This is a genomic window from Kitasatospora sp. NPDC048545 (assembly GCF_040651155.1).
Lineage (GTDB): Bacteria > Actinomycetota > Actinomycetes > Streptomycetales > Streptomycetaceae > Kitasatospora.
Genome location: NZ_JBEZIQ010000006.1, coordinates 163,771 through 185,803 on the forward strand (window position 1 = coordinate 163,771; position 22,033 = coordinate 185,803).

The following is a 22,033-nucleotide window of genomic DNA, read 5'->3' on the forward strand; positions in this document are numbered from 1 at the left end:
CCGGCCACGGCGGTGAGGGGTCACACGGCGGTGAGGGTCGCGGGGGTGGTTCCCCCGCCGTGGCGGGGGAACCGGGAGGTCAGCGGGCGCCGCCGGCCACGGCGGGCAGGATGGTGACGCTGTCGCCGTCGGCGAGGGCGGTGGAGATGCCCTCCAGGAACCGGACGTCCTCGTCGTTCAGGTAGACGTTGACGAAGCGGCGCAGCTCGCCGCCGTCGACGAGGCGGGCGGCGATGCCCGGATGGCGGGCGTCGAGGTCGGTGAAGAGTTCCCCGAGGTTGCTGCCGTTGCCCTCGACGGCCTTGGCGCCGTCGGTGTAGGTGCGGAGGATGGTCGGGATGCGGACCTCGATGGCCATGGGTGCGCTCCTGTGCGAGTCGTGGAGTGGTGGGCCGCAGCGGCGCGGCAGGGCGGACGGGTGCCCGGGCGCGGCGGCGCCGGAGGGGCGGCGGGCCCGGGCGGGGTGCGGCGGCTCTCAGCGCGAGCGCGCGGGCGTGCCTGGACAGATCGCGCCGGCGTGCCGGCACAGGTCGATGTGCAGGCGCGCCACGAGGCGGGTGCCCGGGGCCTGGTTGCTCACATCGACGGAACGCATGGGCTCATCGTATAGATTCCCGGGCCCGCTCCGACATGCCCGTCTCGGGATCCGGATGTTCTCGTCCCCAGTGCTGAGACGCGGCGGGCCCGCCGCCTCTTCGCCGGGGTCGGCGGGCCGCGTCCGGGCGGGTACCGGTCAGGCCGGGTGGGCCTCGACGACCTCGACGTCTTCCTCTGTGATCTCGCCGTCCACGATGCGGAACGAGCGGAACTGGTAGGCGTCGTCCTCGCCGTTGCCGTCGGCGGTGGAGACCAGGACGTAGTGGGCGAACGGTTCGGAGGCGTAGCTCACGTCGGTCCGCGACGGGTAGGCCTCGGTCGCGGTGTGCGAGTGGTAGACGATCACCGGCTCCTCGTCGCGGTCGTCCATCTCGCGGTAGAGCTTGAGCAGGTCGCCCGAGTCGAACTCGTAGAAGGTGGGCGAGCGGGCGGCGTTGAGCATCGGGACGAACCGCTCGGGCCGTCCGGTGCCGGCCGGTCCGGCGACCACGCCGCAGGCCTCGTCCGGGTGGTCGGCGCGGGCGTGGGCCACGATCCGGTCGCGGATTTCTCGGGTGATGGTCAGCATGCGGTCAGGATAGCCACGCCCCGGCGGGTGTCCGCCGGGGCGTCCGAGGCGCGGTCGACGGGTGTCCGAGGCGCGGTCGACGGCCGTCCGCGGGCCGGTCCCGGTGCACGTGCGGTCCCGCCGTGCGTCCGGTCCCGGGCCGTGCGGAGCCCGGACTCAGGCGGCGTCCCCCGCGTGCGGGTCGTCGTGGGCGGGGCCGTTGACGGCCTGCGGGTTGCGGCGCTGGAGGAAGCGGTAGCCGATGACCAGCACCACGGCCCAGCCGGGGAAGACGTAGAGCGAGATCCGGTTGTCCTCGTCCAGGCCGATCAGCACCACGACGAGGGCGAGGAAGGCGAGCGCGGCCCAGCTGACCCAGGCGCCGCCGGGCGACTTGAAGCCGGGTGCGGGCAGGCGGCCGGCCTTCCAGGCCCGGCGGTAGCGGATCTGGGAGATCAGGATCATCGCCCAGGTCCACAGGCCGCAGACGGTGGCGACCGAGGTGATGTACTCGAACGCCCGCGCGGGGACGAGGTAGTTGAGCACCACGCCGGCGCCCATCAGCAGGCAGGAGACGGTGATCGCGAAGGCCGGGGTGCGGCGGGAGTTGAGCGTGGTGAGCCGCCCCGGGGCCTGGCCGCGCAGAGCGAGGTCGCGCAGCATGCGGCCGGTGGAGTACATCCCGGAGTTGCAGGAGGAGAGCGCGGCGGTGAGCACCACGAAGTTGATGATGCCGGCCGCGGCCGGGATGCCGATCTTGCCGAAGGCGGCGACGAACGGGCTGACGCCGGGCTGGAATTCGGTCCACGGCACGAGCGAGAGGATGACGACCAGAGCGCCGATGTAGAACAGCGCGATGCGCCAGGGCAGCGTGTTGATGGCGCGCGGGAGGGTCTTCTCGGGGTTCTCGCTCTCGCCCGCGGTGACGCCGACGAGTTCGACGCCGAGGTAGGCGAACATGACGATCTGGAGGGTCATCACGGTGGAGCCGATGCCCTTGGGGAAGAAGCCGCCGTCCTGCCACAGGTGGGTGATCGACGCGGTGTCACCGGCCTTGCTGAAGCCCAGGGTGAGCACCCCGACGCCGATCAGGATCATGCCGATGATGGCGGTGACCTTGACCATGGAGAACCAGAACTCGATCTCGCCGAACAGCTTCACCGAGATCAGGTTGGCCGCGTAGAGGACGACCAGGAAGGTCAGAGCGCTGGCCCACTGGGGTATGCCGGGCGCCCAGAACTTCACGTACACGGCGGCGGCGGTGGTCTCGGCCATGCCGGTGACGACCCAGAACAGCCAGTACGTCCAGCCGGTCACGTAGCCGGCGAAGGGGCCGAGGAACTCCCGCGCGTACTCGGCGAAGCTGCCGGACACCGGGCGGTAGGTGAGGAGTTCACCGAGGGCGCGCATGATCGCGAAGATCACCACGCCGGCGACGGCGTAGGAGAGGATCAGGCTCGGGCCGGACTTGGAGATCGCGGTGCCGGCGCCGAGGAAGAGCCCGGTGCCGATCGCTCCGCCGATCGCGATCATCTGGATCTGGCGGCTGCCGAGTCCCCGCTCGTAGCCCTCCTCGTCCGGCTTGGTGTCGACCACGTGGTCGTACAACTTCTCGGCCATGGTGCACCGTCCTGGTCGGTCTCGGGAGTGGAGAAGTCGTACCACGGGCCGTCCGGACAGCGGTGTTCATCTGAGCGATATTTGAGCATGACCTGGTATGATCTGCCCCATTTTGCACTGAAAAGCCCCGGCGAATCGTCCACATCCTGGACGAAATCGCCGGGGCCTGCCCGAAACCGGGCACGATCGCCCCGGAAACGCGAACGGGAGCGGGCCGGCCGCTCCACGTTCATCCGGTGATACGCCTGGATTCAGGCTCCGTTCACCGGGTCGGAGCCGCTCACCGGACCGACCGCCCGGCCCGCGGCACCCGGCCCGCACCGCCCGGCCCGCGGCACCCGGCCGACACCGTTCGATCGGCGCCGTTCAGTCGGCGCCGTTCAGTCGGCCGTTCAGTCGACCATCGCCTCCAGTAGCGACTCCTGCAGCGCCCCCAGCCACAGGTACGCCATCACCAGCGGCTTGCGCTCGTCGCCGTCCGGCAGCTCGTAGAGGCCCTCCTCGTCGTCCTCGGTGACCTCCAGCCGGACGCCGAGGGCCAGCCGCAGGTCGTTCAACGCGCCCAGCCAGCGCGGGCAGTCGGGGGTGCCCAGCTTGAGCACCCCGTCGCCGCCGAGGCCGTCCAGCGCCCGGACGACGAACAGTGCGTCGTCCCGCTTGCGGGCCCGCAGGTCCAGCTCGGTGAAGCGGCGGAACTCGCCGGACGCGGCCGCGGCCTCGTCGTCGTCCGGCTTCTCCGGGTCCCCGTAGGCATCCGGGAAGAACCGGGCCAGCACCGGATCGGCGGGCGCCTCGGTCGGCCCCTCGGCGAACAGCGCGGCCAGCGGGTCGCCGTCGCCACCGCCCGGGCCGGGGCCGATCAGCTCCAGCAACTGCACTTCCAGCGAGCGGAGGATGGAGGCCTCCCACTCGTCCAGCGCGATCGTCGCGCCGCCACCGCCGGTGCTCTCGAACAACCCAGCCATCTGTATCGGTCAGCCCGTCTTCGTCGTCTTCGGTCATACGGCCGGCGGTCCGGCGTCAGTCGTGCTGGAGCGTCGCCCAGAGGCCGTAGCCGTGCATCGCCTGGACGTCGCGCTCCATCTCCTCGCGGGAACCGCTGGAGACCACCGCCCGCCCCTTGGTGTGGACGTCCATCATCAGCTTCCGGGCCTTGTCCTTCGGGTAGCCGAAGTAGGCCTGGAAGACGTACTGGACGTAGCTCATCAGGTTGACCGCGTCGTTGTGCACGATGGTCACCCAGGGCGTGTCCGGCTCTGCCACCGGCAGGCCTTCGACCTCGGGGCGCTCGATCTCCGCGGGCGCGACACTCACGCCGGGTCCTCCTCGCTGCACGTTCGTCCGTTGCTCCTCACGCCCCATGCTGCCATCCGGGGGACACCCGGGCGATTCCGCCCCGGCCCGTCCGGCGAGAAATCGTCACTCTGACGCTAAGTGGTAGTAGCATCATCCCCATGGACGCCACTTCAGTGCGCGCGGCCGGGTCGACCGCGCTGCTCACCGACCGCTACGAGCTCACCATGCTGCAGGCTGCCCTGCGCAGCGGGGCCGCGCACCGCCACTCCGTCTTCGAGGTGTTCACCCGCCACCTGCCGAGCGGCCGCCGCTACGGCGTCATGGCCGGCACCGGCCGGGTCCTCGACGCCGTCGAGAACTTCCGCTTCACCACCGCCCAGTTGGACTGGCTGGCCAACCAGGGCGTGGTCGACGAGGACACCCTGCGCTTCCTCGCCGACTACCGCTTCCGCGGCGACATCCACGGCTACCCCGAGGGCGAGGTCTACTTCCCCGGCTCCCCGCTGCTCACCGTCGAGGGCAGCTTCGCCGAGGCGGTGATCCTGGAGACGGTGATCCTCTCGATCCTCAACCACGACTCGGCGATCGCGGCCGCCGCCTCCCGGATGACCGCCGCCGCCGGCGGCCGCCCGGTGATCGAGATGGGCGCCCGCCGGGCCCACGAGCACGCCGCCGTCTCCGCCGCGCGGGCCGCGTACGTGGCCGGGTTCGCCGCCACCTCGGACCTGGAGGCCGGCTTCACCCACGGCATCCCCACCACCGGCACCGCCGCGCACGCCTTCACCCTGGTGCACGACAGCGAGCGGGACGCCTTCCGAGCCCAGATCGCCTCGATGGGCAAGGGCACCACGCTGCTGGTCGACACCTTCGACCTGCGCGAGGCCGTGCGCACCGCGGTCGAGGTGGCCGGCCCCGAGCTGGGCGCCGTCCGGATCGACTCCGGCGACCTCACCCTGCTGGCCCACCGGGTCCGCCGCCAGCTGGACGAGCTGGGCGCCACCGACACCCGGATCATCGTCACCTCGGACCTGGACGAGTACGCGATCGCCGCCCTGGCCGCCGCCCCGGTGGACGGCTACGGCGTCGGCACCAGCCTGGTCACCGGCAGCGGGCACCCGACCTGCGCGATGGTCTACAAGCTGGTCGCCCGGGCCGGGGACGACGGCGGGCCGCTGGTGCCGGTGGCCAAGCGCGCGGCGGGCGGCAAGACCAGCACCGGCGGCCGCAAGTGGGCGGCCCGGCGGCCCGACGCCGACGGCGTGGCCGAGGCCGAGGTGGTCGGCACCGGGCCCGTCCCCGACGAGCTGCAGCCGCACGTGGTGCAGGTGCCGCTGGTGCGGGCCGGCGAGACGGTCGGCCGGGAGCCACTGAGCGCCGCCCGCGAACGGCACGTCCGCGCCCGGGCCGCGCTGCCGCTGTCCGCCACCCAGCTCTCCAAGGGCGACCCGGTGCTGCCGACCGAACTGGTCCTGACCGCCGACGCGGTCCTCTGACCGACGCCGCCCTCCGGGCCGCGCAGGCCCCGGTCCGGCCCACCCGGACCGCCCCCGGGGGCTTCCGCCCCCGCGCGGCACTCCCTAGAGTCAGCCGTAGAGTTCCCCGGAGCTCCCCGAGAACCCCCCGAGCCCCGCACCGCCGGGCCGAGTACTCCCGAGGGCTCCCCCACCGGGGCGCCGCCTGCAGCGGGCCCCCGACATCCGAGGATGCGAGCCATGCACCGGGCACTGATCGTCGTCGACGTTCAGAACGACTTCTGCGAGGGCGGCAGCCTGGCCGTCGCCGGCGGCGCCGAGGTGGCCGCCGCCATCACCGATCTGATCGCCGAATCCTCCCCCGGCTACCAGCACATCCTCGCCACCCGCGACCACCACATCGACCCGGGTGCGCACTTCTCCGCCGAGCCGGACTACGTCGACAGCTGGCCGGTGCACTGCGTGGCCGGCACCGAGGGCGTGGGGTTCCACCCCAACTTCGCACCCGCCGTGATCTCCGGTGCGGTCGAGGCGGTCTTCGACAAGGGCGCCCACTCGGCGGCGTACAGCGGCTTCGAGGGACTGGACGAGAACGAGCGCGGCCCGCTGGAGTGGCTGCGCGAACGGCAGGTCGACGAGATCGACGTGGTGGGCCTCGCCATCGACCACTGCGTGCGGGCGACCGCGCTGGACGCCGTCCGGGCGGGCTTCGCCACCCGCGTCCTGCTGGACCTCACCGCCGGGGTGGCCCCGGAGACCACCGCCGCCGCGCTGGAGGAACTGCGGGCGGCCGGGGTCGAGCTGGTCGGCACGCCGGTGGTCCGTCCCTGACGTCTTCCGGCGTCCCCTGACGTCCCCCTGACGTCCCTCTGAGGTCCCCCTGCGTCCCCCGGCGCGCACCGTCGCGCCTCCCCGCACCCCCGGGGTCGTGCCGACGGCGCCGCCGGCTCAGACCACCAGCAGCTCCACCACGTCCGTACCACCGGCCCGGTGGGCTTCGCGCAGCTCGCCGCCCACCGCGTCTGGGTCAGCGGCCAGCCGGGCACCGGAGACGTACACCACGCGGATGCCCAGGTACTCCATCCGGTGCTGGCCGCCGCGCACCCAGGCGGCCTCGCCCTCGCTGACGCAGCGCAGGTCCGAGTCCACCTCGACCGCGACGCCGCGCTCCGGCCAGTAGAGGTCCGGGACGGCGATGTACGTGCCGCCGCGCATCCGCAGCTCGGGGGCGTTCAGCGGGACGGGCAGCAACCACTCGTCCACCAGGTGGCCGAGCCGCTCCAGCACCGAGTCCCGCTCGGCGGCGAGGAGTTCGTCCAGCGCGGCGCGCACCCGGGGTTCGCCGGTCAGCCCGGACTCGATCAGCTCGACGGCCAACTCCCGGACCGTGCAGCCGTCCTCGCGGCGGGAGACGGCCTCGCGCAGCACCTCGCGCACCGGCGCCGGGGCCTGCGGGTCCGCCGTCCACTCGCCGAGCGCGTCCGCGACCGCCCGGGCCACCGGCGCACAGGCCAGTCCGTGCACCGAGCGGGCCACCAACTCCCTTTCGGTGCGCCGGATCCGGACCTCGCCCACGTCCTTCAGCCGGCGCTGACGGGGCACCAGGACGTCCACCCCGGTCATCGCCGGCAGCCGCGGCACGGCCGCGAAGCCGTACAGCGCCAGTGCCGCCGCGCCGGTGATCACCGCGCCCTCGCGGCGGCCCTCCTCGCGGCCGTTCTGCTCGGCGTACAGCAGCGCGGCCCAGATCCGCTGCTCCGGGGTGGGCTCGGCGGGCTGCAGCAGGTAGACCCGCGGCAGCAGCCGCTGCCAGGGGCCTCCCCGGCGGCAGTGCCCGGTGATGACGCGGGCCGGCACGCCCCGGGCGCGCAGCTGACTCGCGGTGACGACGTTCTGCTGACGCTTCGCCAGCTCCTCCAGTGACGGTGGCGGCGTGGGAATCCGGTAGCTCATGCGGACACCATCCCCAACCACCCGGACCCGTGACCGGGAGCCTGACGCACTGTTACGCAACCGTCGCGAAACCGGGATCAGCCCGCACTAAAGTCCTCATACCCTCACTCATTTGGAGTAATTGACGCCCATCCGGTTGTCACACTTGATCGAAAACGATCGCCGACCTGGTCGTCTGACCCAGAGTGATCAAAGGCATACGGCGAGGGACCCTCCAGGCGTCAATCCCACCCCGGGGATTGCCTAGGCTTACGTCATGTCACGTGACGAGACCGCCGGCCTCCGCGCGGCCCAGCTCCGCCTCGGCCGCCTGCCCGGATACGTCCGCCGCCCGGACCCCGCCCGCCGCAGCGGCGAGAAGGGCCATACGTACAAGAAGGGCTGGGAGGTCCGCTTCACCGCCCGCAGTGAAGCCGAGATAGCAGAGATCCGCGACCTGGTCGTCGCCGCCGGATTCGCCCCGGCCAGGCCGTTCTTCAAGGGCCACCAGCTCATCCAGCCGGTCTACGGCATGGCGGCCGTGCAGGCCTACCTGGCCGCTAGACAGGCGGCCGAGGAACACGCCGCCCGGACCGCGGTCGGCCGCCGCCGACGGCCCCCCGGCGGGCACGGCGCCACCGGCGGGCACACCACCCCCGGACACGGCACCACCGGCGGACACGCTCCGGCGGCACACCCCGCCCAGGCGGCGCACCGGTGCGAGCGCGAGGAGGCCGCCGCCGGAGCGGCCGCAGCGGCAGCGGCAGCGGCGGCCACCGCCGCGCAGGCGGCCCGGCGCCGGGCCGTCGAGTCCTTCCCCACCCAGACCGAACGGGACACCGCCGCCGACCGGATCTCCCCGTCGGAGGCCCGCACGACCTCCTGACGGACGACCACCGACGGGCGACCGCACCGCCCGTCCGCACCGCCCCGGCCGCCGAGGCCAGCTTCAGGCCGCCGGGGCACCGACGAACCGCGCAGCCGCCCACGACAGGGCCGGACCACCCGCACCGGCACCGCTCCGCCGCCCGGCCACCCGCCGCCCCGGCCCCGGCCCCCGATGCGTCCATGCGTGTGGTTGTCCCGGCGCCCGTACCAGCGTCCGCGCCCCTCGACGCAGTGATCTTCGCTGTGATCGCGAGCACGGTTGCGCGGGTGGTTGTGCGGGCCCGGGTTCGCGCCGCGGGCGTGGACGTCAGCCGCCGCAGGGCCTACGGTGGCACATCAACTGCCTTGCAGTCACAGTCGCCCTACACCCTCTGACCAGCTGCGACGCGCTCGCACCTACGCCTCCCACGCCACTGCGCAGCACCACCCGCCGGCCCCGCGCCGGCACCCCGCCCGGCCGTTCCGCCGCCCTGCCGCACCCGGTCGTCACCGGAACCGGCCGGGCGGCGACGGGTTCCGGGCATTCCATCGGATTGGTCACCCAGCGCACCGAGGGCCTACCGTAGAGTGAGCACAGATGATCGACCGTCAGAAACCCATCTCCCTTTCCGAGAAGACGAGATGACCAACCGTCAAGCGACTTCTGCCGAGCCACCCCCGGGGCCCGGCGAGCCGGAGGACGTACCACTGGAGTTCACCGCGTTCTGCGAACTCCACCGCCCCCGGTACCTCAGCTACGCCCGCGTGTGGCTGACCGAGCACAGCGACGCGGCCACCGCCGTCCATCAGGCATTCGCCGAAATCGCGGTGCACTGGCGCGAGTTGATGGGAAGCTCCAACCCGACCGCGCACGCCTGGGAGATCCTGCGCGGCACCGTCGCCGAGCACACCCGGCTGGAACCGCCCGATCCGGGCCCGGACCCGGACCGCCGCCCGGCCGACGACGACCTGGCCATCCTGCACTACGTCGTCGGCCTCGCCGCCCCCGAGATCGCCGACGTCATCGGCACCGACGCCGCCAGCGTGGCCGGCCGACTGCGCCGCACCATGCTGCGCGAGGCCTCCGGCTGGTGACCTCGCGCCCCGCGCGCCCCTCCCGGACCACGCACACCCCGCGCGCGCCCCGACACCCTGCCCCGGGGGCGGTCTCAGACCCGCTCGCCCGTCACGTCGAACAAGTGGTGCACCGGGTCGTGGATCAGATACCGGGAGAACGACTCCACCGTGAACCGCGCCCCGTCACTGCGGCTCCCCGTCCGCCGCCACTGCTCACCGGCCACCCGCTCGAACGCGGCCGCCAACGCCTCCGCGGCCTCCGCCAGCTCCCCCGCCACCACCCCCGGCAACTGCTCCCCGTAGCGCTCGGCGACAGCCGTCTCGTCCTGGTCCCAGTTCGGGAACAGCGGGTCGTCCCGGTCGAGCATGAGACCCAGCCGCACCAGGAACAACCGGAAGACGTCCCGGACGTGGCACGCGTACTCCAGGTCCGACCAGACCCCCGGCTCCGGCCGTCGGCGCAGCCCGTCCCCGCCCCCCGCCAGCACCGCCAGCCAGCCCTCCGCATTCGCCCGGACCATCCCGGCAACGTCCTCGCGCACCACCCGCGGCGTGTCCAACCCGCACTCGGGGCAAGGACGTTCGAGCACCCAGGTCCAGTCCTTGGTGTCCGGGACGACCTCCCCGGCAGCGGCGCTCACGACATCCACAGGGCTCACGGCGTTCACGGGATCCACCGCGTTCGCGGCGCTCTCAGAAGTGCTCATGGGCCCAGCATGGCCGCCACCGCGGACGCCCCACCAGCAGCAGGAACGCCAGCCGCCGCCGAAATGCTGCCAGCCCCCGACCCCCTACCCTGCCCCCGGCACAACACCGGGCCGAGCAATCACCGCTACGACCCACCGTACGGCGGCTGCTGGAACGCCCCGGCAGCCGCCACCCGCCTCCGCCGCCGCGCCCGCACCACCAATACGACAACGAACACCACAGCGCCGACGAGCACGGCCCAAAGCACCACGCCGATCGCCACCCCGACACCAAACCCGATCCCGCTACTACGGCCGCTGCCCCCCTCAGGAACCACGGCCGCCGGAGAGGGCTCGTCCGTTTCCTCATCCACCGGAGGAGGTGTGCCTCGCGATTCCTTCCGGCCCGTGAGGGGATTGTCCCGCGGCCCGTTGTCCACGGCCGGATTTGCTTCCAGAGCCTTCGCCGGCGCAACGAGCCCGTAGCCGTACTGGTTGTTCGGCACCACCGACCCATCGGCCGGAGGTACGGCCGACTTGATCATCCGATTGATCACCTGCCCTGCGGACAAGTTCGGATACTTGGCACGAATGAGAGCCGCCGTCGCAGAGACATAGGCCGTGGAATCCGAGGTGCCGTTCCTACGCTCGTATCCCGTCGATGACTTGGGCGCGGAGCGGTAGATCCCCACTCCAGGCGCGGCAAGTGTGGTCTCGATGCCTGAGGTGGAACGCTCCCACACTGCCCCGTTGGAGTCCACAGCCCCAACGGCCACGACCCCCGGAAACGCCGCCGGATACTCAGCACCCAACCCAGAAGCGCTGTTTCCGGTAGCGGCGACCAGCACGACGTCCTTCGACACCGCGTAGTTGACAGCCTTCCGGAGCTTCGAGTCGAGGCGGTAGTTCCCGCCGAGTGAAATGTTGGCGACCTTCGCGCCGTGATCTGCCGCAAAGCGAATCGCATCAGCGAATTCGTTCTGCTGGGAATCCGGCGTGGGCTGAGCGTCTTGGCCATCACTGCTGTCAGTGATCACTTTGACCGGAAGGATCTTCGCTTTCGGGGCGAGGCCCATCACCCCTGCCTGGGAACCATGTCCGTGCCCTGCGATCAGGCTGGCCATACCGGTGCCATGACCGTCAGAGTCCACTCGTCCGTCCGAGCCACCGCCGGAGAAGTCAGCCCCGGGAAGCACCTGCCCGGTCAGATCCGGCTGGTCCTGGCTGACCCCGGTGTCAATCACGGCTACGACCACGCCGTCACCCTGGCTGATGGGCCAGACCTTCGTCTCGGCTTCGAAGGTCTTCAAAGCCCACTGTTGATCCCTGACCTGATCGGCTGACGCCGCCGGAACGGCAAAGCCCGCCATCAGAACCCCTGCGGCCAGAGCCGCCGCACCACGCGCCACCCGGCGGCTCATCAAACCCGGTCACCCCACTCAGCGAGGCATCCCGCAGGTCACCGACCTGCGGGATGCGATCAGATCACCCGTCCGTCCATGGACCGGCTTCATTCCACCACGTTCGGGTTGGTCGGCTTGTCCGACGCCCAGGTCTCCTCATCCTCGACGAGGTAGTCCGGCCGCTTGCCGTCCTTCCTCCGGTCCCGCTTCCGCCCTTGGGTCCCGCTCAGCGGAGCACCAGGAGACATCCCGTTCGCACCCACGGCACCGGGCTCACCCCTGAGCCTGCTTCGGGCTCCAAGCCCGGATCCACCTTCCGTGAAGGACTGCTTGCCCTGGGCCCCTGCCCCAGGCTTCGCTACTTGCCCGGCAACGCCACCTGGCCGGGCCGAGGACCCCGCTGACGGCTTGCCGCCGAGTACTCCACGGCCTCCGACGCCGGCGCCCGGGTGAACGTCACCGCCACCGCCGACACGCCCGTTGCGCGGCCCGGAAGGTTCAGCTGGTGTCGCACTGCCCGGGATCTCTCTGGTGCCTGGGCCTGACTTTCCCTGGCCGACGATCGGCCCGACCGGCTGAAGTGTCGAGCTCGGCCCTGAAGGCCGGACGGTCTCATGCTCACCGCCCCCGAACAGCCCACCAGCAGGTGTTCCACTATTCACGACGTGGAGCCCAGAAGTTTGGGTCCCAGCAAGCCCGGGGCTCGGCACACTCCCGTTGGGAGGCAGCACGGGCCTGCCTGAGATTCCCTCGGCAGGTCCCCGGCTCGACGAACCCGACGGCTTCGGCAGAGCCTGCGCCGTACCGCCCCTGATACCCGAGTCGGTCGGGGCAACAGTCGCGTTCCTCGGTGCGGACCGACCCTGCATCGAAGATTGGGCGGACTTCGACCGCTGCGGCGGCGGCACGTTCGCGCCCCGTGTCGATGCTCCCGCCGCACCCACCGACGTACCGGACACCATCGCGGCCGCCGCCGCAGCCCCACTCGGATCGTCCTGCGATCCGTCCGCACCCTCATCCCTCCGCACCGGCGGCTTCTTGGGGTCGTAGGGCGGCGGAGCCTTCAGCGCCGGGGTCGCGATGCGGTAGTGCATGGCGAGGGTTTGCATGATGGCGGCGGCTTCGGCCTTCTTGCGGTCGGCGATGGGGATGTGTTCGTCGTCGCCGCTGCCGAAGAGGGCGGAGACGCCGTCGCTGACGTTGTCCTTGAACTCGTCCCAGTTGCCGGGTTCTTCGGGCATTTCGCGTTTGGCCTTGGCCATGGCGTCGGAGACGTTGTGGAGGATGTTGGCCGCGTCGTTGGCGTAGGCGGCGGCGTTGTTGATGCTGGCGGCCAGGTTGAGCATGCGGGTGTGGAAGGCGTCGCTGGTGCTGCCTTCCCAGGTGGTGGCGGCTTCGGTGCTGGCTTTGGTGAGGGTGAGGCGGATCTGTTTGAGGGTGTCGGAGGCGGTGCGCCAGGGGTCTCCGGCGGCCATGACCGCGCCGGGGTCGAGGGCTTGTGCCATGGTGCGGAGCTGGGCGTGGCTGTATTTGGTGAAGTCGGTGTAGACCACGGGCGGTTCGCCTCCGTTCGTGTCCGGGCGGGCGGTGGCTAGATGGTGGCGTTGCCGCGGTTGGAGGGAGTGAGGTTCTTCTCCTGCGCGGCCTGGCTGGTTGCGGAGGGCTGGTCGACGGACCAGCCGTCGCCGCCGAGTTTGAGCTTCTTCGCGGTGTGCTGGTCGTGTTCTTCGTAGTTGGTGGCGGTGAGGTCGGCTTTCCGCTGGGCTTCCTCGACGGCTTCCTGGAGTTGGTTGAGGAGGTCGCGGAGGGCGTCCCGCATGGTGCTGTAGCGGCCGTGGATCTCGGTGGCTTCGGCGAAGGTGCCGAAGGCGTTCTTGCCGACGCCGCTGCGGCCGTGGGTGCCGGTGCCGTCGGCGTGTTTCTGGAAGTCGGCGAGCAGGAGCCGTACTTGGCCGGCGAAGCTGCGGAGTTGTTCGATTTCGACGCGGTAGCCCTGTCCGGCTCCGCCGGTCGAGCCGGTACCCGTGCCTGATCCCATGTCGGCGCCTCCCCCGTGCGTCCGTCCGTGGTCGTCGGGGCCGGGCCCCGGTGTCTCATGTCTAACACACCGGGCACGAATCCTGCCCGGGGCTTGGTCAGTTCGCGGTCGTCCCATTGTGCTGGGCTTGGCTGAGGGCGCGACGGCAGAGGGCGTCGGCGTGCCGGGTGGTCTCGGGGAGGCGGTACCGGCGGGCGAGGTCGAGGGTGGTGCTGACGGCGGTGTCGAGGCTGATCCGGTGGCCGACGGAGACGAAGACGGGTTTGACGCCGGGCCGGGTCCGCAGGGCGCGGCCGACCTCTTCGCCGGTGGCGGGGTCGGTGAGCGGGGTGGAGGAGCCGCGGGGTGCGTCGGGTTGGTGGTGGTCGAAGGTGAAGGGGGTCTTGGCGACGCCGAGGGTGCGCAGTCCGGTGAGGACGCCGAGGTGGCTGGCGAGGCCGAGGCGGCGGGGGTGGGCGAGGCCGTAGCCGTCGCAGACGACGGTGTCGGGGGTGCGGGTGAGGGCGGCGAGTGCGTCGAGGACGGCGGGGATCTCGCGGAAGGCGAGGAGTCCGGGGACGTAGGGGAAGGCGATGCGGCCGACGGCGGTGGCTTGTTCCACGACGTCGAGGGTGTCCCGGTCGAGGAGGACGGCTGCGGCGGCGACGAGGTCGTGCTCGTCGTCGTAGGCGACGTCCACGCCGGCGATGAGTTCGACCGGGGTGTCCTGGTCGTCGTGGGCCCGGACGAGCGGGCGCAGCCGTTCTTGTTCCGCGAGTGCTTGGGCTTCGGTGGTGGGCCAGTCGGCGGGCACGGGCACGGTCGGTTCCCCCGGGGTGTGGTGACGGGTGCCTGGTGGCGCCCGGTGGTGCTGGGTGGTGCGTGGTGTCGGCACGTACCGGTTCACCGTACAGACCGGGGCGGACGACCCCGGGGTGAGCCCGTGCGCCCCCTGTGCCCCCGGGCCGGGGGACTAGCCTGGAGGTAGTGAACTCCCTTGCCGGGTAGGACTTCTGGCACCGGCTTCATTCCCGCCCGTTTCCCCCGACGTGCGAAGGACCCCCGCCATGCCGCGTCCCTCCGCTGCCCAGTTCTGCCTCGGTTCGTTCACCGTCGTCGCCAGTACGGTGGCGCTGCTGGCCGTCTCGGGTGCCTCGGGCGTCCTGGCGGTCGCGGTGCTGGTGGTGTTCGCGCTGGTGCTCGGCACCACGGTGACGGTGCTCGCGCGGTCCACCTCGGCCTCGTCCGCCGCTGCGGAGCCGAGCCCGGCCGAGGGCGCCGCGCCCGCCCCGGCAACCCCGGCGGACCCTGCCACCCCTGCGGACCCTGCAGACCCGACCGCCCCGACCGCCCCGACCGCCCCGACCGCCCCGACCGCCCCGACCGCCCCAGCGGACCCTGCCGCCCCGACCGCCGCCGAGCACGCGTACGCCCGGCAGCGCTGATCCGCCGCCGGGCGTGGACGCGTTCCGCGCCGCCGCTCAGAGCTTCGTGGTGACGACCACGGTCTTCGCGGCCTTGTCGTGGATGCACTGGCGGTACGGCTTGTCGAAGACGCCGAAGAAGCCGTCGATGATCCACCAGAACGCGGCGCAGCAGAGCACGGCCGGGAGGATGAAGACGGCCGAGCGGGTCCAGGCGGCGGCCTGGGGCGGGGTGTTGCCGTCGATGAGCATGGCGACGCGGATGTCCATCGCCTTCTTGCCGAGGGTCTGGCCGTCCCGGCTGGTCATCAGGGCCTCGTAGACGAGCCAGATGAGGCAGGCGAGCCAGAACGCTTCGGCGGAGCCGGTGCGGTTGCCGAGGGTGACGAAGGGGGCCACGATGACGATGGCGACGGCCTGGACGAGCAGGTAGTCGATCAGCCGGGCGGTGATCCGCTTGGGCCAGGTGCCGATCGGGGGCATGCCGGGGACGGGTCCGGCGCCGGGGGTTCCGTACGCGCCGGGGCCGTAGCCGGTGCCGTAGCCGGGCGGGGGCTGGTCGTAGGGGTTCTGGCCGCGGGTCGGTCCGCCGTACGGGCTCCCGCCGTAGGTGCCCTGGTATGCGCCGGGGCCCTCGGCTCCACCGCCGGCGGGGCCTTCGGGCGGGCTTTCCGGTGTGCCTCCGGCCGGGCTGTCGGACGGGGTCGGGCCCGGCGGCCGGCCTTCCGGCGTGCCGCCGCCCGGTTGCGGGGACTGCTTGTCGAAGGAGGGCTTGCCGCCCCCCTCCGGCTGGGGGCCCGAGGGGTCGTGGGTGCTCATGCCCCGAGTAGAACATCACACATTCTCAAGGTTCGGGATATTCCGCCCGTTTTGTCGCTGCGGCCGTGGAACGGGCTGGGCCCCGGGACCCGTCGTCTCAGGCCCGCACCACCCGGGTCCGGGCGGCACGGTCCTGCCATCCGCGTCGGGCCGGGCGGTCGAAGACCGGCCAGACCAGACCGAGCAACAGCACCGTGCCCGTCTGCCGGACGATCCACCGGAGCAGCGAGCGGCCGAGGCTCAGCCTGGTCCGGGCGGGGGCGGCGGCGTCGACCACGCGGATCCGGGTGAGCCGTTTGCCGAAGGTCTGGCCGGTCCGGGCGGTCGGCAGCACCTCGTAGAGCAGGCTCGCGAAGAGCAGGATGCCGATCAGCACGGCGATCTTCCCCAGCACCACGTCGTCCACCAGCCAGACCTGGACCTGACGGCGGGTGAGGGCGCTGGCCATCTTGGCCTGGTCGAGCTTCTCCTGGAGGTGGTCGGAGACCGAGCGGCCGAGCGGGATGCCGGCGGCGACGGCGACCACCAGCAGCACGGCGGTGTCGACCGTGCGGGCGGCGAGTCGGCGCCCCAGCCCGGCCGGTACGGCGGCGGGGGCGGCGGATCGACGCCGGGCGGCGCTCTGCCGGGCCGGTCGGGCCGGTCGCACGGCGGGCATCGGCGTGGTGCGGGCGGACGCGGCGGACGCGACGGGCCGCACGGACGTACCGGACGCGACGGGCCGCACGGACGTACCGGACGCGGCAGGCGCGCCGGTCGCACCTGCGGCACCGGAGGCGGCAGGCACACCCCGGTCCTGCCCCGGAGGCGCCGGCTCGCCGGCGCCCTGCTCCTCCGCTTCCTCGACCACCGGCACGACGACGGCCGGCGTCGCCACCACCGGCACCGCGCCCGAGGCCTCGACGGACGTCCCGAGGGCCTCCCGCACCGCCACGGCCACGGCGGGCGCGGCCGCACCGGTCGTCGGCTCCCCGGCAACTGGAGCGCGTTCCTCGTCCGCGCGCTCCTCGTCCACCTCGGGCGCTCCCGGAAGCACCCCCCAGGAGACCCAACGCTGTGGGTCGCCCGTCTCCATCAGTCCCCGCTGCTCTCGCGGATGGGCCTGCCAGCCCGAGTCCCCGGGCAGCGCCCCGGGCACGGCCTCGGCCGGCTCGGACACCGCACCGGCCGTCGGCCCGTCGACGCCCCCGACCGGGGCCCCCGCGCTCACCGGGATCCCCGCCCCCATCTCCGGGAGCACGGAAGCCCCGGACCCCGCGAACGCCCCGGCACCGACGGCGTTCCCGGCCTCGGCAGCGGCCCCCACCGCCGGCCCGACCGTCCGGAACACCGGCCCGCCGATCACCTCCGCGACCCGCGGCCCGATCACGAAGGACGCCCCACCCGTGGTCTGGTCGAAGTACACCGGCCCGGTGTCACCCCCACCCGCAGGCGCCTCACGCTCCGGAGCCGTCCCGGCAGTCGGCACCGCCCCCGACGGCGGCACCTGCACCGGCGCGGCAGCGGCCACGGGTGTCTGCGCCAAAGCCCCCGAAACCACGGCCGACGGAACCACGGCCCCCGAAACCACGGCCGACGGAACCACCCCCGCCGGGACCTGACCCTCGGGAAGCCCGCCCCCCGGGACCGCCGGTGGCGGCACCGCCCGCGACGGCGGCCCGCCCGGGGCGGCCCGCCGGGTCGCGTACCGGGGCGGTTCCAGCACCTCACCCGCGGCGGGCGCGGGCCGGCTGGTCCCGGGCACCCAGGCGGAGCCGCCCCAGTACCGGACGAAGCCGGGGATGGAGGGGTCGGGGTAGTAGCCCGGCTGGGGTGCGACGGCCGGGTCGCCGCCGCCGGCGAAGGGGCGGTCCGTCATGGGGGTCTTCTTTCCTGGCAGGTCCTGACGAGGGCAAGGAAGGACGAGGGAACCGGTGGTGCCGGGTGGAGCCTTGAACCAGTGGAGCCTTGAGCCGGTGGAGCCGGGTGAAGCCTTGAACCGGTGGAGCCTTGAACCGGTGGCGCGCGCGGAACCGTCGGCGCCGAAGTGGCGCCGGGTGGAACCGTGCGTGGGGCCGGGTGGCGCCGGGTGGGTCCGGTGGATCGACGACGGCGGCGCGGAACCGGCCGCGCCGCGCCCGCCCGGGCGCACGACCCGGCGCGCGCCCGGCGTTCGGCGCACGTGGGGGCAGCGCCGATGGGCGGACAGTCGCCGGGTAGTCACAAAGGGTAGTACCTCGCCGGAGCCGCGACGGGAAGTTCACGAATCCCCGGACAGCGGAGGGCGGCGCACGGTAAAGAACCAGGCGCACGATCGGCATCCGCACGCCGCGCGACCGCCCGTTCACCACCCCTCGCCGAACGTCCCGAAGAAATCCCGGAAACGTGTGTAAGAGCCGGTGCGGACCGCCCTCTCAAAGGTCACAGGGCCCGGAACCGGGCACACCCCCGAGGTGGAGAGGAAGACGATCATGGAACGCCCCGTCAGCGTCGTCGAACACGAGCTGGAGCTCAACCTGGTGCTCTCGCCGGAGCACAGCGTCCCCGTGCAGGCGCGGCTGTCCTACGGCAGCCACGACCCGTACGCGGTCTACATCACCTTCCACCTGGACACCGGCTCCCCGGTGACCTGGGTGTTCGCCCGCGAGCTGCTGGTCGAGGGCACCTTCCGCCCGTGCGGCCAGGGCGACGTGCGGATCTGGCCGACCCTCCCCCAGCCCTCGGCCGGGGGCACCCGCTCGGGCCGGCGCAGCGTGCTCTGTCTGGCGCTGAGCTCGCCCGCCGGGGACGCGCTTCTGGAGGCGCCGCTGCCGGCCGTCGCGGCCTGGCTGGAGCGGGCGCACCGGCTGGTGCCGCCGGGCAGCGAGCTGGCCGCGCTGGACATGGACGGCTCGCTCGCCGAGCTGCTCGCCTAGGCGTGCGTCGCAGTGTGCATGGGCGTGCGTCGGAGTGTGCGCCGGTACGTACCCGGGCGAGGTGCGCCGGTACGTACCCGGGCGAGGTGGCAGGAGCGGCGCCCCCGCCGGTTCAGCGGGCCGCGGGGGCCTGCTGACGGCCGCGGGCGGCGTCCGGTCCGCCGCCGTCGCGCTGCACGGGCAGCCGGACCAGCGGCGCGCCGGCGGAGCGGCGGCGCGCCCTCGTCCGGATCGCGGCGGCGAGCAGGAAGCAGAGCCCGACCCACGGGTAGACCGAGGTCGGCAGCTGGCGCCACGGTGACATGTGGAGGACCGCCGGGCCGAGCGGCTTCGCCGCCCACATGGCGAAGGACAGGAAGGCGACCAGCGTGGCCCAGAAGACGGCCCGCCAGCGCAGTCGGCGTACGCCGGCCGGGCGGGCGTGTTCGACGGAGGCCTCGGCGGCGAGCAGGACGAGCAGCGGCACGCACCAGACCCAGTGGTGGGTCCAGCTGATCGGCGAGATCAGCACCGCGGTGACGGCCGCGCAGCAGACGCCCCAGGCCTCGGCCCGGGGCAGCCAGCGGCCGCTGCGGGCGGCCCAGGCGGCGACGGCGAGGCCGGCCAGCGCGACCAGGCCGGCTCCGAGGGTGGCTACGGTGCCGGGGTCGGCGGTGTGCAGCAGGCGGGCGAAGGCCCCGCGCAGCGACTGGTTGTCGACGATCTGGGTCTTGCCGACCCGGGAGGAGTCGTAGAGGTACTTGGTCCAGAAGCCCCAGGTGGCGTCGGGCAGGACGAGGGCGCCGAGCAGGAAGGTGCCGAGGAAGGTGAGGCCGGCCACGAAGGCGGCCCGGATCCGGCCGGTGATCAGCAGGTAGACGGCGAACAGGCCGGGGGTGAGCTTGATGCCGGCGGCGATGCCGATCGCCACGCCCTTGCTGCGGCGTCCGTCGGGACGCGTGAGGTCCCAGAGGATCAGACAGGCGAGCGCGAGGTTGATCTGGCCGTAGCGGAGCGTGGTGAAGACGGGTTCGAGCCAGACGCCGAGGCCGGTCACCAGGATCACGCCGATCGGCCGCAGTTCGCGGCGCGGCCAGCCGACCAGCTTGAACGACAGGTGGGTGAGCAGGGCGAGCAGCCCGAGGTTGCCGAGAGTGATCGCGACCCGGAGGAAGGGGACCGGGAACCAGGTGGTCGGGACGAACAGCATCGCCGCGAAGGGCGGGTAGGTCGCCGGCAGGTTCCACTCGGTGACGCGCAGGCCGTACAGGTCGTCACCGTTGGCGACGGCGGCGCCCTCGGCCCGGTAGACGATCATGTCCACCATCGAGGTGTGGACGAAGTGGCGCACCACTGCGTACACGACCAGGGAGAGCAGCGCCAGCGCGGAGGCGGCCAGCAGCGGACGGCGGGGGGCCTCGCGCAGGGCCCGGGCGGGAGCGGCGAGCACTCGGCGCAGCCGGTCCGACAGGGGCTCGGGCGAGGGGTCGGGTGCGGTTCGCACCGGGCTGCGCTCGTCTTGCACCGCTGTCACTGTCCACTCCGTCCACCGCTCGGCCAACCAGCGACGATACCGGATGCCACCCGAACGGGCCCGGAGACGATCGACTACGGAACGTGACGAGAAGCCCCGGCCGCCCGTGCTCGGCTGCGGACTGAGCACGGACGGCCGGGGCCGACCGGGGACCCGGCGGGCGTCAGCCCGTGTACGCCCCGAGGGCCCGGGTGAAGTCCAGCGGCTGCTGGACGATGCTGCTGCAGGTGGCGTCGGCGTAGGCCTTGGCGCCGCCCTCGCAGGCCTTGTCCCGGGTGCCGGACCACATGGCCAGCCAGGCGAGGTGCTTGGTCTTGGCGAACTCGGCGAGCTGCTTGGCGTCGGCGACGGTGAAGACCTCGGTGGCCACGTCGTTGACGCCGATCATCGGGGTGACCGCGACCTTGCGCCAGGCGGCCGCGTCGTCCAGCCCCAGCACGCTCTTGACCTGGGCCTGGGTGGCGGTGGCCGCGGCGATCGCGTACTTGCCCATCTGGCCCTGCGGGTTGGGGGCGACGCCGTCGCCGAAGTCCATCGCCATGATGTTGACGGCGCCGATCGCGACGCCGCCGGCCTTGGCGCCGGCGACGAGGTCGACGCCCTCCTGGGTCAGGCCGGAGGGCAGCGCGGGCAGGGTGAAGGAGACGTCGAGGGCCTTGCCCTTGGCGGCGGCGTTCTTCTGCAGCTGGGCGACGGCCTGGGCGCGCCGGGTGTTGGCGGCGGCGTCGGCGATCGCGCCGCCCTCGACGTCGAAGTCCAGTTTGGTGGCGCCGTAGGCGTCCACGACCTTCTGGTACGCGGCGGTGAGGTCGGCGGTGGAGCCGCAGGCGAGGGCCAGCTCGCTGCCGTTGGCGCCGCCGAAGGAGATCCGGACGTCGCCGCCGATCGCCCGCAGTGCGCCGATCTGGGCGGCCACCGCGTCGGCGGACAGGTCGCTGACGCCACCCCACTTGGGCACGCAGCCGCCGCCGGAGACCACGAAGGCGAGGTTGAAGTTCTTCACGCCGCTCGCCTTGGCGGTGGCCGCCAGGTCGTAGGGCGGGTAGAGCGAGGTGTCGACGTACGGAGCGAAGCCGGCCCCGGCGCCGACCGGGGGAACGGGCACACCGGTCGCCGTGGGGGTGACGGTCGGGGTGGGGGTCGGTGCCGGGGTGGTCGGCTTCGTCGTGGCGGTGGGGCTGGGCCTGGTGGTGGCGGTGGCGCTCGCCGTGGGCGTCGGGGAGGCGGTCGGCGGGGCCGGGGTCGCGGTGGCGGTCGGCCGCCCCGAGGGGGTGGGCGCGGGACCGTCGCCGGCCTTGCAGGAGGTGTTGTTGATCAGGCACTTCTCCGGCTCGGCCTGCGCCGCGCCCGCGCCCTGGGCGACGAAGCCGACCACCACGCTCCTGCCGGGCTCCAACCGCTTGCTCCAGGCCTCGGGCTTGACCGTGACGTGCCGGCCGTCGGCGATGAAGGTGGCGTTCCAGAGTGAGTCGATCTTCGCGCCGGCCGGCAGGTCGAAGCTGAGCGTCCAGTCCTCGATCGGGCTGCTGTCCGGGTTGGTGACCAGGTACTGCCCGGTGTAGCCGGTGTCCCAGGCGCTGGTGCGGCTGTAGACGGCACCGAGCGAGGCGGCGCTGGCCGAGCCGGCGAGGACGACCGTCCCGCCCGTGACCAGGGCGGCGGCGACCGCGGCGGCCCCGATGATCGCGCCCTTGCGGCTGCGCCTGCGGTGGCCGGAGCGGCGGGTGGGCTGGGTGGTCATGGCGCGTTACCTCCGCGGGTGCCTTCGGTCGGCCGCCGTCCCGGCACGGAGTGCCTGCGGACGTCCGGGCGGCCGGCCCGGCTCGGTCGGGTGACCGGCGCGACCGACGCTAGCGGCGGTCCGGGGGC

The 22,033-nt window shown here is 72.8% G+C and carries 22 protein-coding genes; 6 read left to right on the forward strand and 16 right to left on the reverse strand.

Annotated features, from left to right (window positions below; genetic code table 11):
• Window positions 1–79: 79 nt before the first annotated feature.
• The 6 genes from AB0D10_RS08820 to clpS all read right to left on the reverse strand — a co-directional run bounded on the left by AB0D10_RS08820 (window position 80) and on the right by clpS (window position 4,078).
• A complete protein-coding gene (locus AB0D10_RS08820; RefSeq protein ID WP_350514862.1) occupies window positions 80–358 on the reverse strand; it encodes a MoaD/ThiS family protein in 279 nt (92 codons plus the stop codon).
• A gap of 117 nt (window positions 359–475) precedes the next feature.
• Window positions 476–595: a putative leader peptide gene (locus AB0D10_RS08825; RefSeq protein WP_317621128.1), complete on the reverse strand. Its 120-nt coding sequence runs from the start codon at window positions 593–595 to the stop codon at window positions 476–478.
• A 138-nt stretch (window positions 596–733) separates the two neighbouring features.
• Entirely contained in the window at window positions 734–1,165 is a 432-nt protein-coding gene (locus tag AB0D10_RS08830; protein ID WP_360253391.1) for a M67 family metallopeptidase, read from the reverse strand.
• Between the two features lie 156 nt (window positions 1,166–1,321).
• Complete coding sequence (locus AB0D10_RS08835; protein ID WP_360253393.1) at window positions 1,322–2,764, reverse strand: amino acid permease; 1,443 nt, start codon at window positions 2,762–2,764, stop codon at window positions 1,322–1,324.
• Between the two features lie 392 nt (window positions 2,765–3,156).
• The gene (locus AB0D10_RS08840) at window positions 3,157–3,729 is read right to left on the reverse strand and encodes a DUF2017 domain-containing protein (RefSeq protein ID WP_360253395.1); all 573 of its coding nucleotides are present in this window, start codon (window positions 3,727–3,729) and stop codon (window positions 3,157–3,159) included.
• Window positions 3,730–3,784: 55 nt separating this feature from the next.
• Window positions 3,785–4,078: an ATP-dependent Clp protease adapter ClpS gene (gene clpS / locus AB0D10_RS08845; RefSeq protein WP_360253397.1), complete on the reverse strand. Its 294-nt coding sequence runs from the start codon at window positions 4,076–4,078 to the stop codon at window positions 3,785–3,787.
• 140 nt (window positions 4,079–4,218) lie between these two features.
• On the opposite strand from clpS, the gene AB0D10_RS08850 reads away from it, so the two are divergent.
• Window positions 4,219–5,553, forward strand: a complete 1,335-nt coding sequence (locus AB0D10_RS08850; protein ID WP_360253399.1) for a nicotinate phosphoribosyltransferase — start codon at window positions 4,219–4,221, stop codon at window positions 5,551–5,553.
• A 219-nt stretch (window positions 5,554–5,772) separates the two neighbouring features.
• Window positions 5,773–6,363, forward strand: a complete 591-nt coding sequence (locus tag AB0D10_RS08855; protein WP_360253401.1) for an isochorismatase family protein — start codon at window positions 5,773–5,775, stop codon at window positions 6,361–6,363.
• A 117-nt stretch (window positions 6,364–6,480) separates the two neighbouring features.
• Here the strand turns inward: AB0D10_RS08855 and AB0D10_RS08860 are convergent, their stop codons facing one another.
• Entirely contained in the window at window positions 6,481–7,485 is a 1,005-nt protein-coding gene (locus tag AB0D10_RS08860) for a hypothetical protein (RefSeq protein ID WP_360253403.1), read from the reverse strand.
• 256 nt (window positions 7,486–7,741) lie between these two features.
• Here AB0D10_RS08860 and AB0D10_RS08865 point away from each other — a divergent pair, with 256 nt between their 5' ends.
• Together AB0D10_RS08865 and AB0D10_RS08870 are read left to right on the forward strand one after the other, a co-directional pair.
• Window positions 7,742–8,350, forward strand: coding sequence for a hypothetical protein (locus AB0D10_RS08865; RefSeq protein ID WP_360253405.1), 609 nt, complete (start codon window positions 7,742–7,744; stop codon window positions 8,348–8,350).
• A gap of 623 nt (window positions 8,351–8,973) precedes the next feature.
• A complete protein-coding gene (locus tag AB0D10_RS08870; RefSeq protein ID WP_360253407.1) occupies window positions 8,974–9,426 on the forward strand; it encodes a hypothetical protein in 453 nt (150 codons plus the stop codon).
• A gap of 74 nt (window positions 9,427–9,500) precedes the next feature.
• Here the strand turns inward: AB0D10_RS08870 and AB0D10_RS08875 are convergent, their stop codons facing one another.
• The 5 genes from AB0D10_RS08875 to nfi all read right to left on the reverse strand — a co-directional run bounded on the left by AB0D10_RS08875 (window position 9,501) and on the right by nfi (window position 14,334).
• Window positions 9,501–10,115, reverse strand: a complete 615-nt coding sequence (locus AB0D10_RS08875) for a DinB family protein (RefSeq protein ID WP_360253409.1) — start codon at window positions 10,113–10,115, stop codon at window positions 9,501–9,503.
• A 125-nt stretch (window positions 10,116–10,240) separates the two neighbouring features.
• Window positions 10,241–11,515, reverse strand: coding sequence for a type VII secretion-associated serine protease mycosin (mycP, locus tag AB0D10_RS08880; RefSeq protein ID WP_360253411.1), 1,275 nt, complete (start codon window positions 11,513–11,515; stop codon window positions 10,241–10,243).
• Window positions 11,516–11,604: 89 nt separating this feature from the next.
• Entirely contained in the window at window positions 11,605–13,050 is a 1,446-nt protein-coding gene (locus tag AB0D10_RS08885; protein WP_360253413.1) for a hypothetical protein, read from the reverse strand.
• Between the two features lie 38 nt (window positions 13,051–13,088).
• Window positions 13,089–13,535 carry a type VII secretion target gene (locus AB0D10_RS08890; protein ID WP_360253415.1) on the reverse strand — a complete coding sequence of 149 codons (447 nt, stop codon included), beginning with the start codon at window positions 13,533–13,535 and terminating at the stop codon, window positions 13,089–13,091.
• Between the two features lie 97 nt (window positions 13,536–13,632).
• A complete protein-coding gene (gene nfi / locus AB0D10_RS08895; RefSeq protein ID WP_360253417.1) occupies window positions 13,633–14,334 on the reverse strand; it encodes a deoxyribonuclease V in 702 nt (233 codons plus the stop codon).
• 247 nt (window positions 14,335–14,581) lie between these two features.
• Here nfi and AB0D10_RS08900 point away from each other — a divergent pair, with 247 nt between their 5' ends.
• Window positions 14,582–14,959 (forward strand): hypothetical protein, encoded by a 378-nt coding sequence (locus AB0D10_RS08900; RefSeq protein WP_360253419.1) that lies wholly within the window; start codon window positions 14,582–14,584, stop codon window positions 14,957–14,959.
• Window positions 14,960–14,995: 36 nt separating this feature from the next.
• Here AB0D10_RS08900 and AB0D10_RS08905 read toward each other — a convergent pair whose 3' ends face one another.
• Window positions 14,996–15,757 carry an RDD family protein gene (locus tag AB0D10_RS08905; protein ID WP_360253421.1) on the reverse strand — a complete coding sequence of 254 codons (762 nt, stop codon included), beginning with the start codon at window positions 15,755–15,757 and terminating at the stop codon, window positions 14,996–14,998.
• A gap of 97 nt (window positions 15,758–15,854) precedes the next feature.
• Window positions 15,855–17,615 carry an RDD family protein gene (locus AB0D10_RS08910; protein ID WP_360253423.1) on the reverse strand — a complete coding sequence of 587 codons (1,761 nt, stop codon included), beginning with the start codon at window positions 17,613–17,615 and terminating at the stop codon, window positions 15,855–15,857.
• Window positions 17,616–18,207: 592 nt separating this feature from the next.
• Between AB0D10_RS08910 and AB0D10_RS08915 the strand changes: the two genes are divergently transcribed.
• Window positions 18,208–18,651: an SsgA family sporulation/cell division regulator gene (locus tag AB0D10_RS08915; protein WP_360253425.1), complete on the forward strand. Its 444-nt coding sequence runs from the start codon at window positions 18,208–18,210 to the stop codon at window positions 18,649–18,651.
• A 112-nt stretch (window positions 18,652–18,763) separates the two neighbouring features.
• Here the strand turns inward: AB0D10_RS08915 and AB0D10_RS08920 are convergent, their stop codons facing one another.
• Window positions 18,764–20,164, reverse strand: coding sequence for a glycosyltransferase 87 family protein (locus AB0D10_RS08920; protein ID WP_360253427.1), 1,401 nt, complete (start codon window positions 20,162–20,164; stop codon window positions 18,764–18,766).
• 163 nt (window positions 20,165–20,327) lie between these two features.
• The gene (locus AB0D10_RS08925) at window positions 20,328–21,905 is read right to left on the reverse strand and encodes a cellulose binding domain-containing protein (RefSeq protein ID WP_360253429.1); all 1,578 of its coding nucleotides are present in this window, start codon (window positions 21,903–21,905) and stop codon (window positions 20,328–20,330) included.
• Window positions 21,906–22,033: the final 128 nt, after the last annotated feature.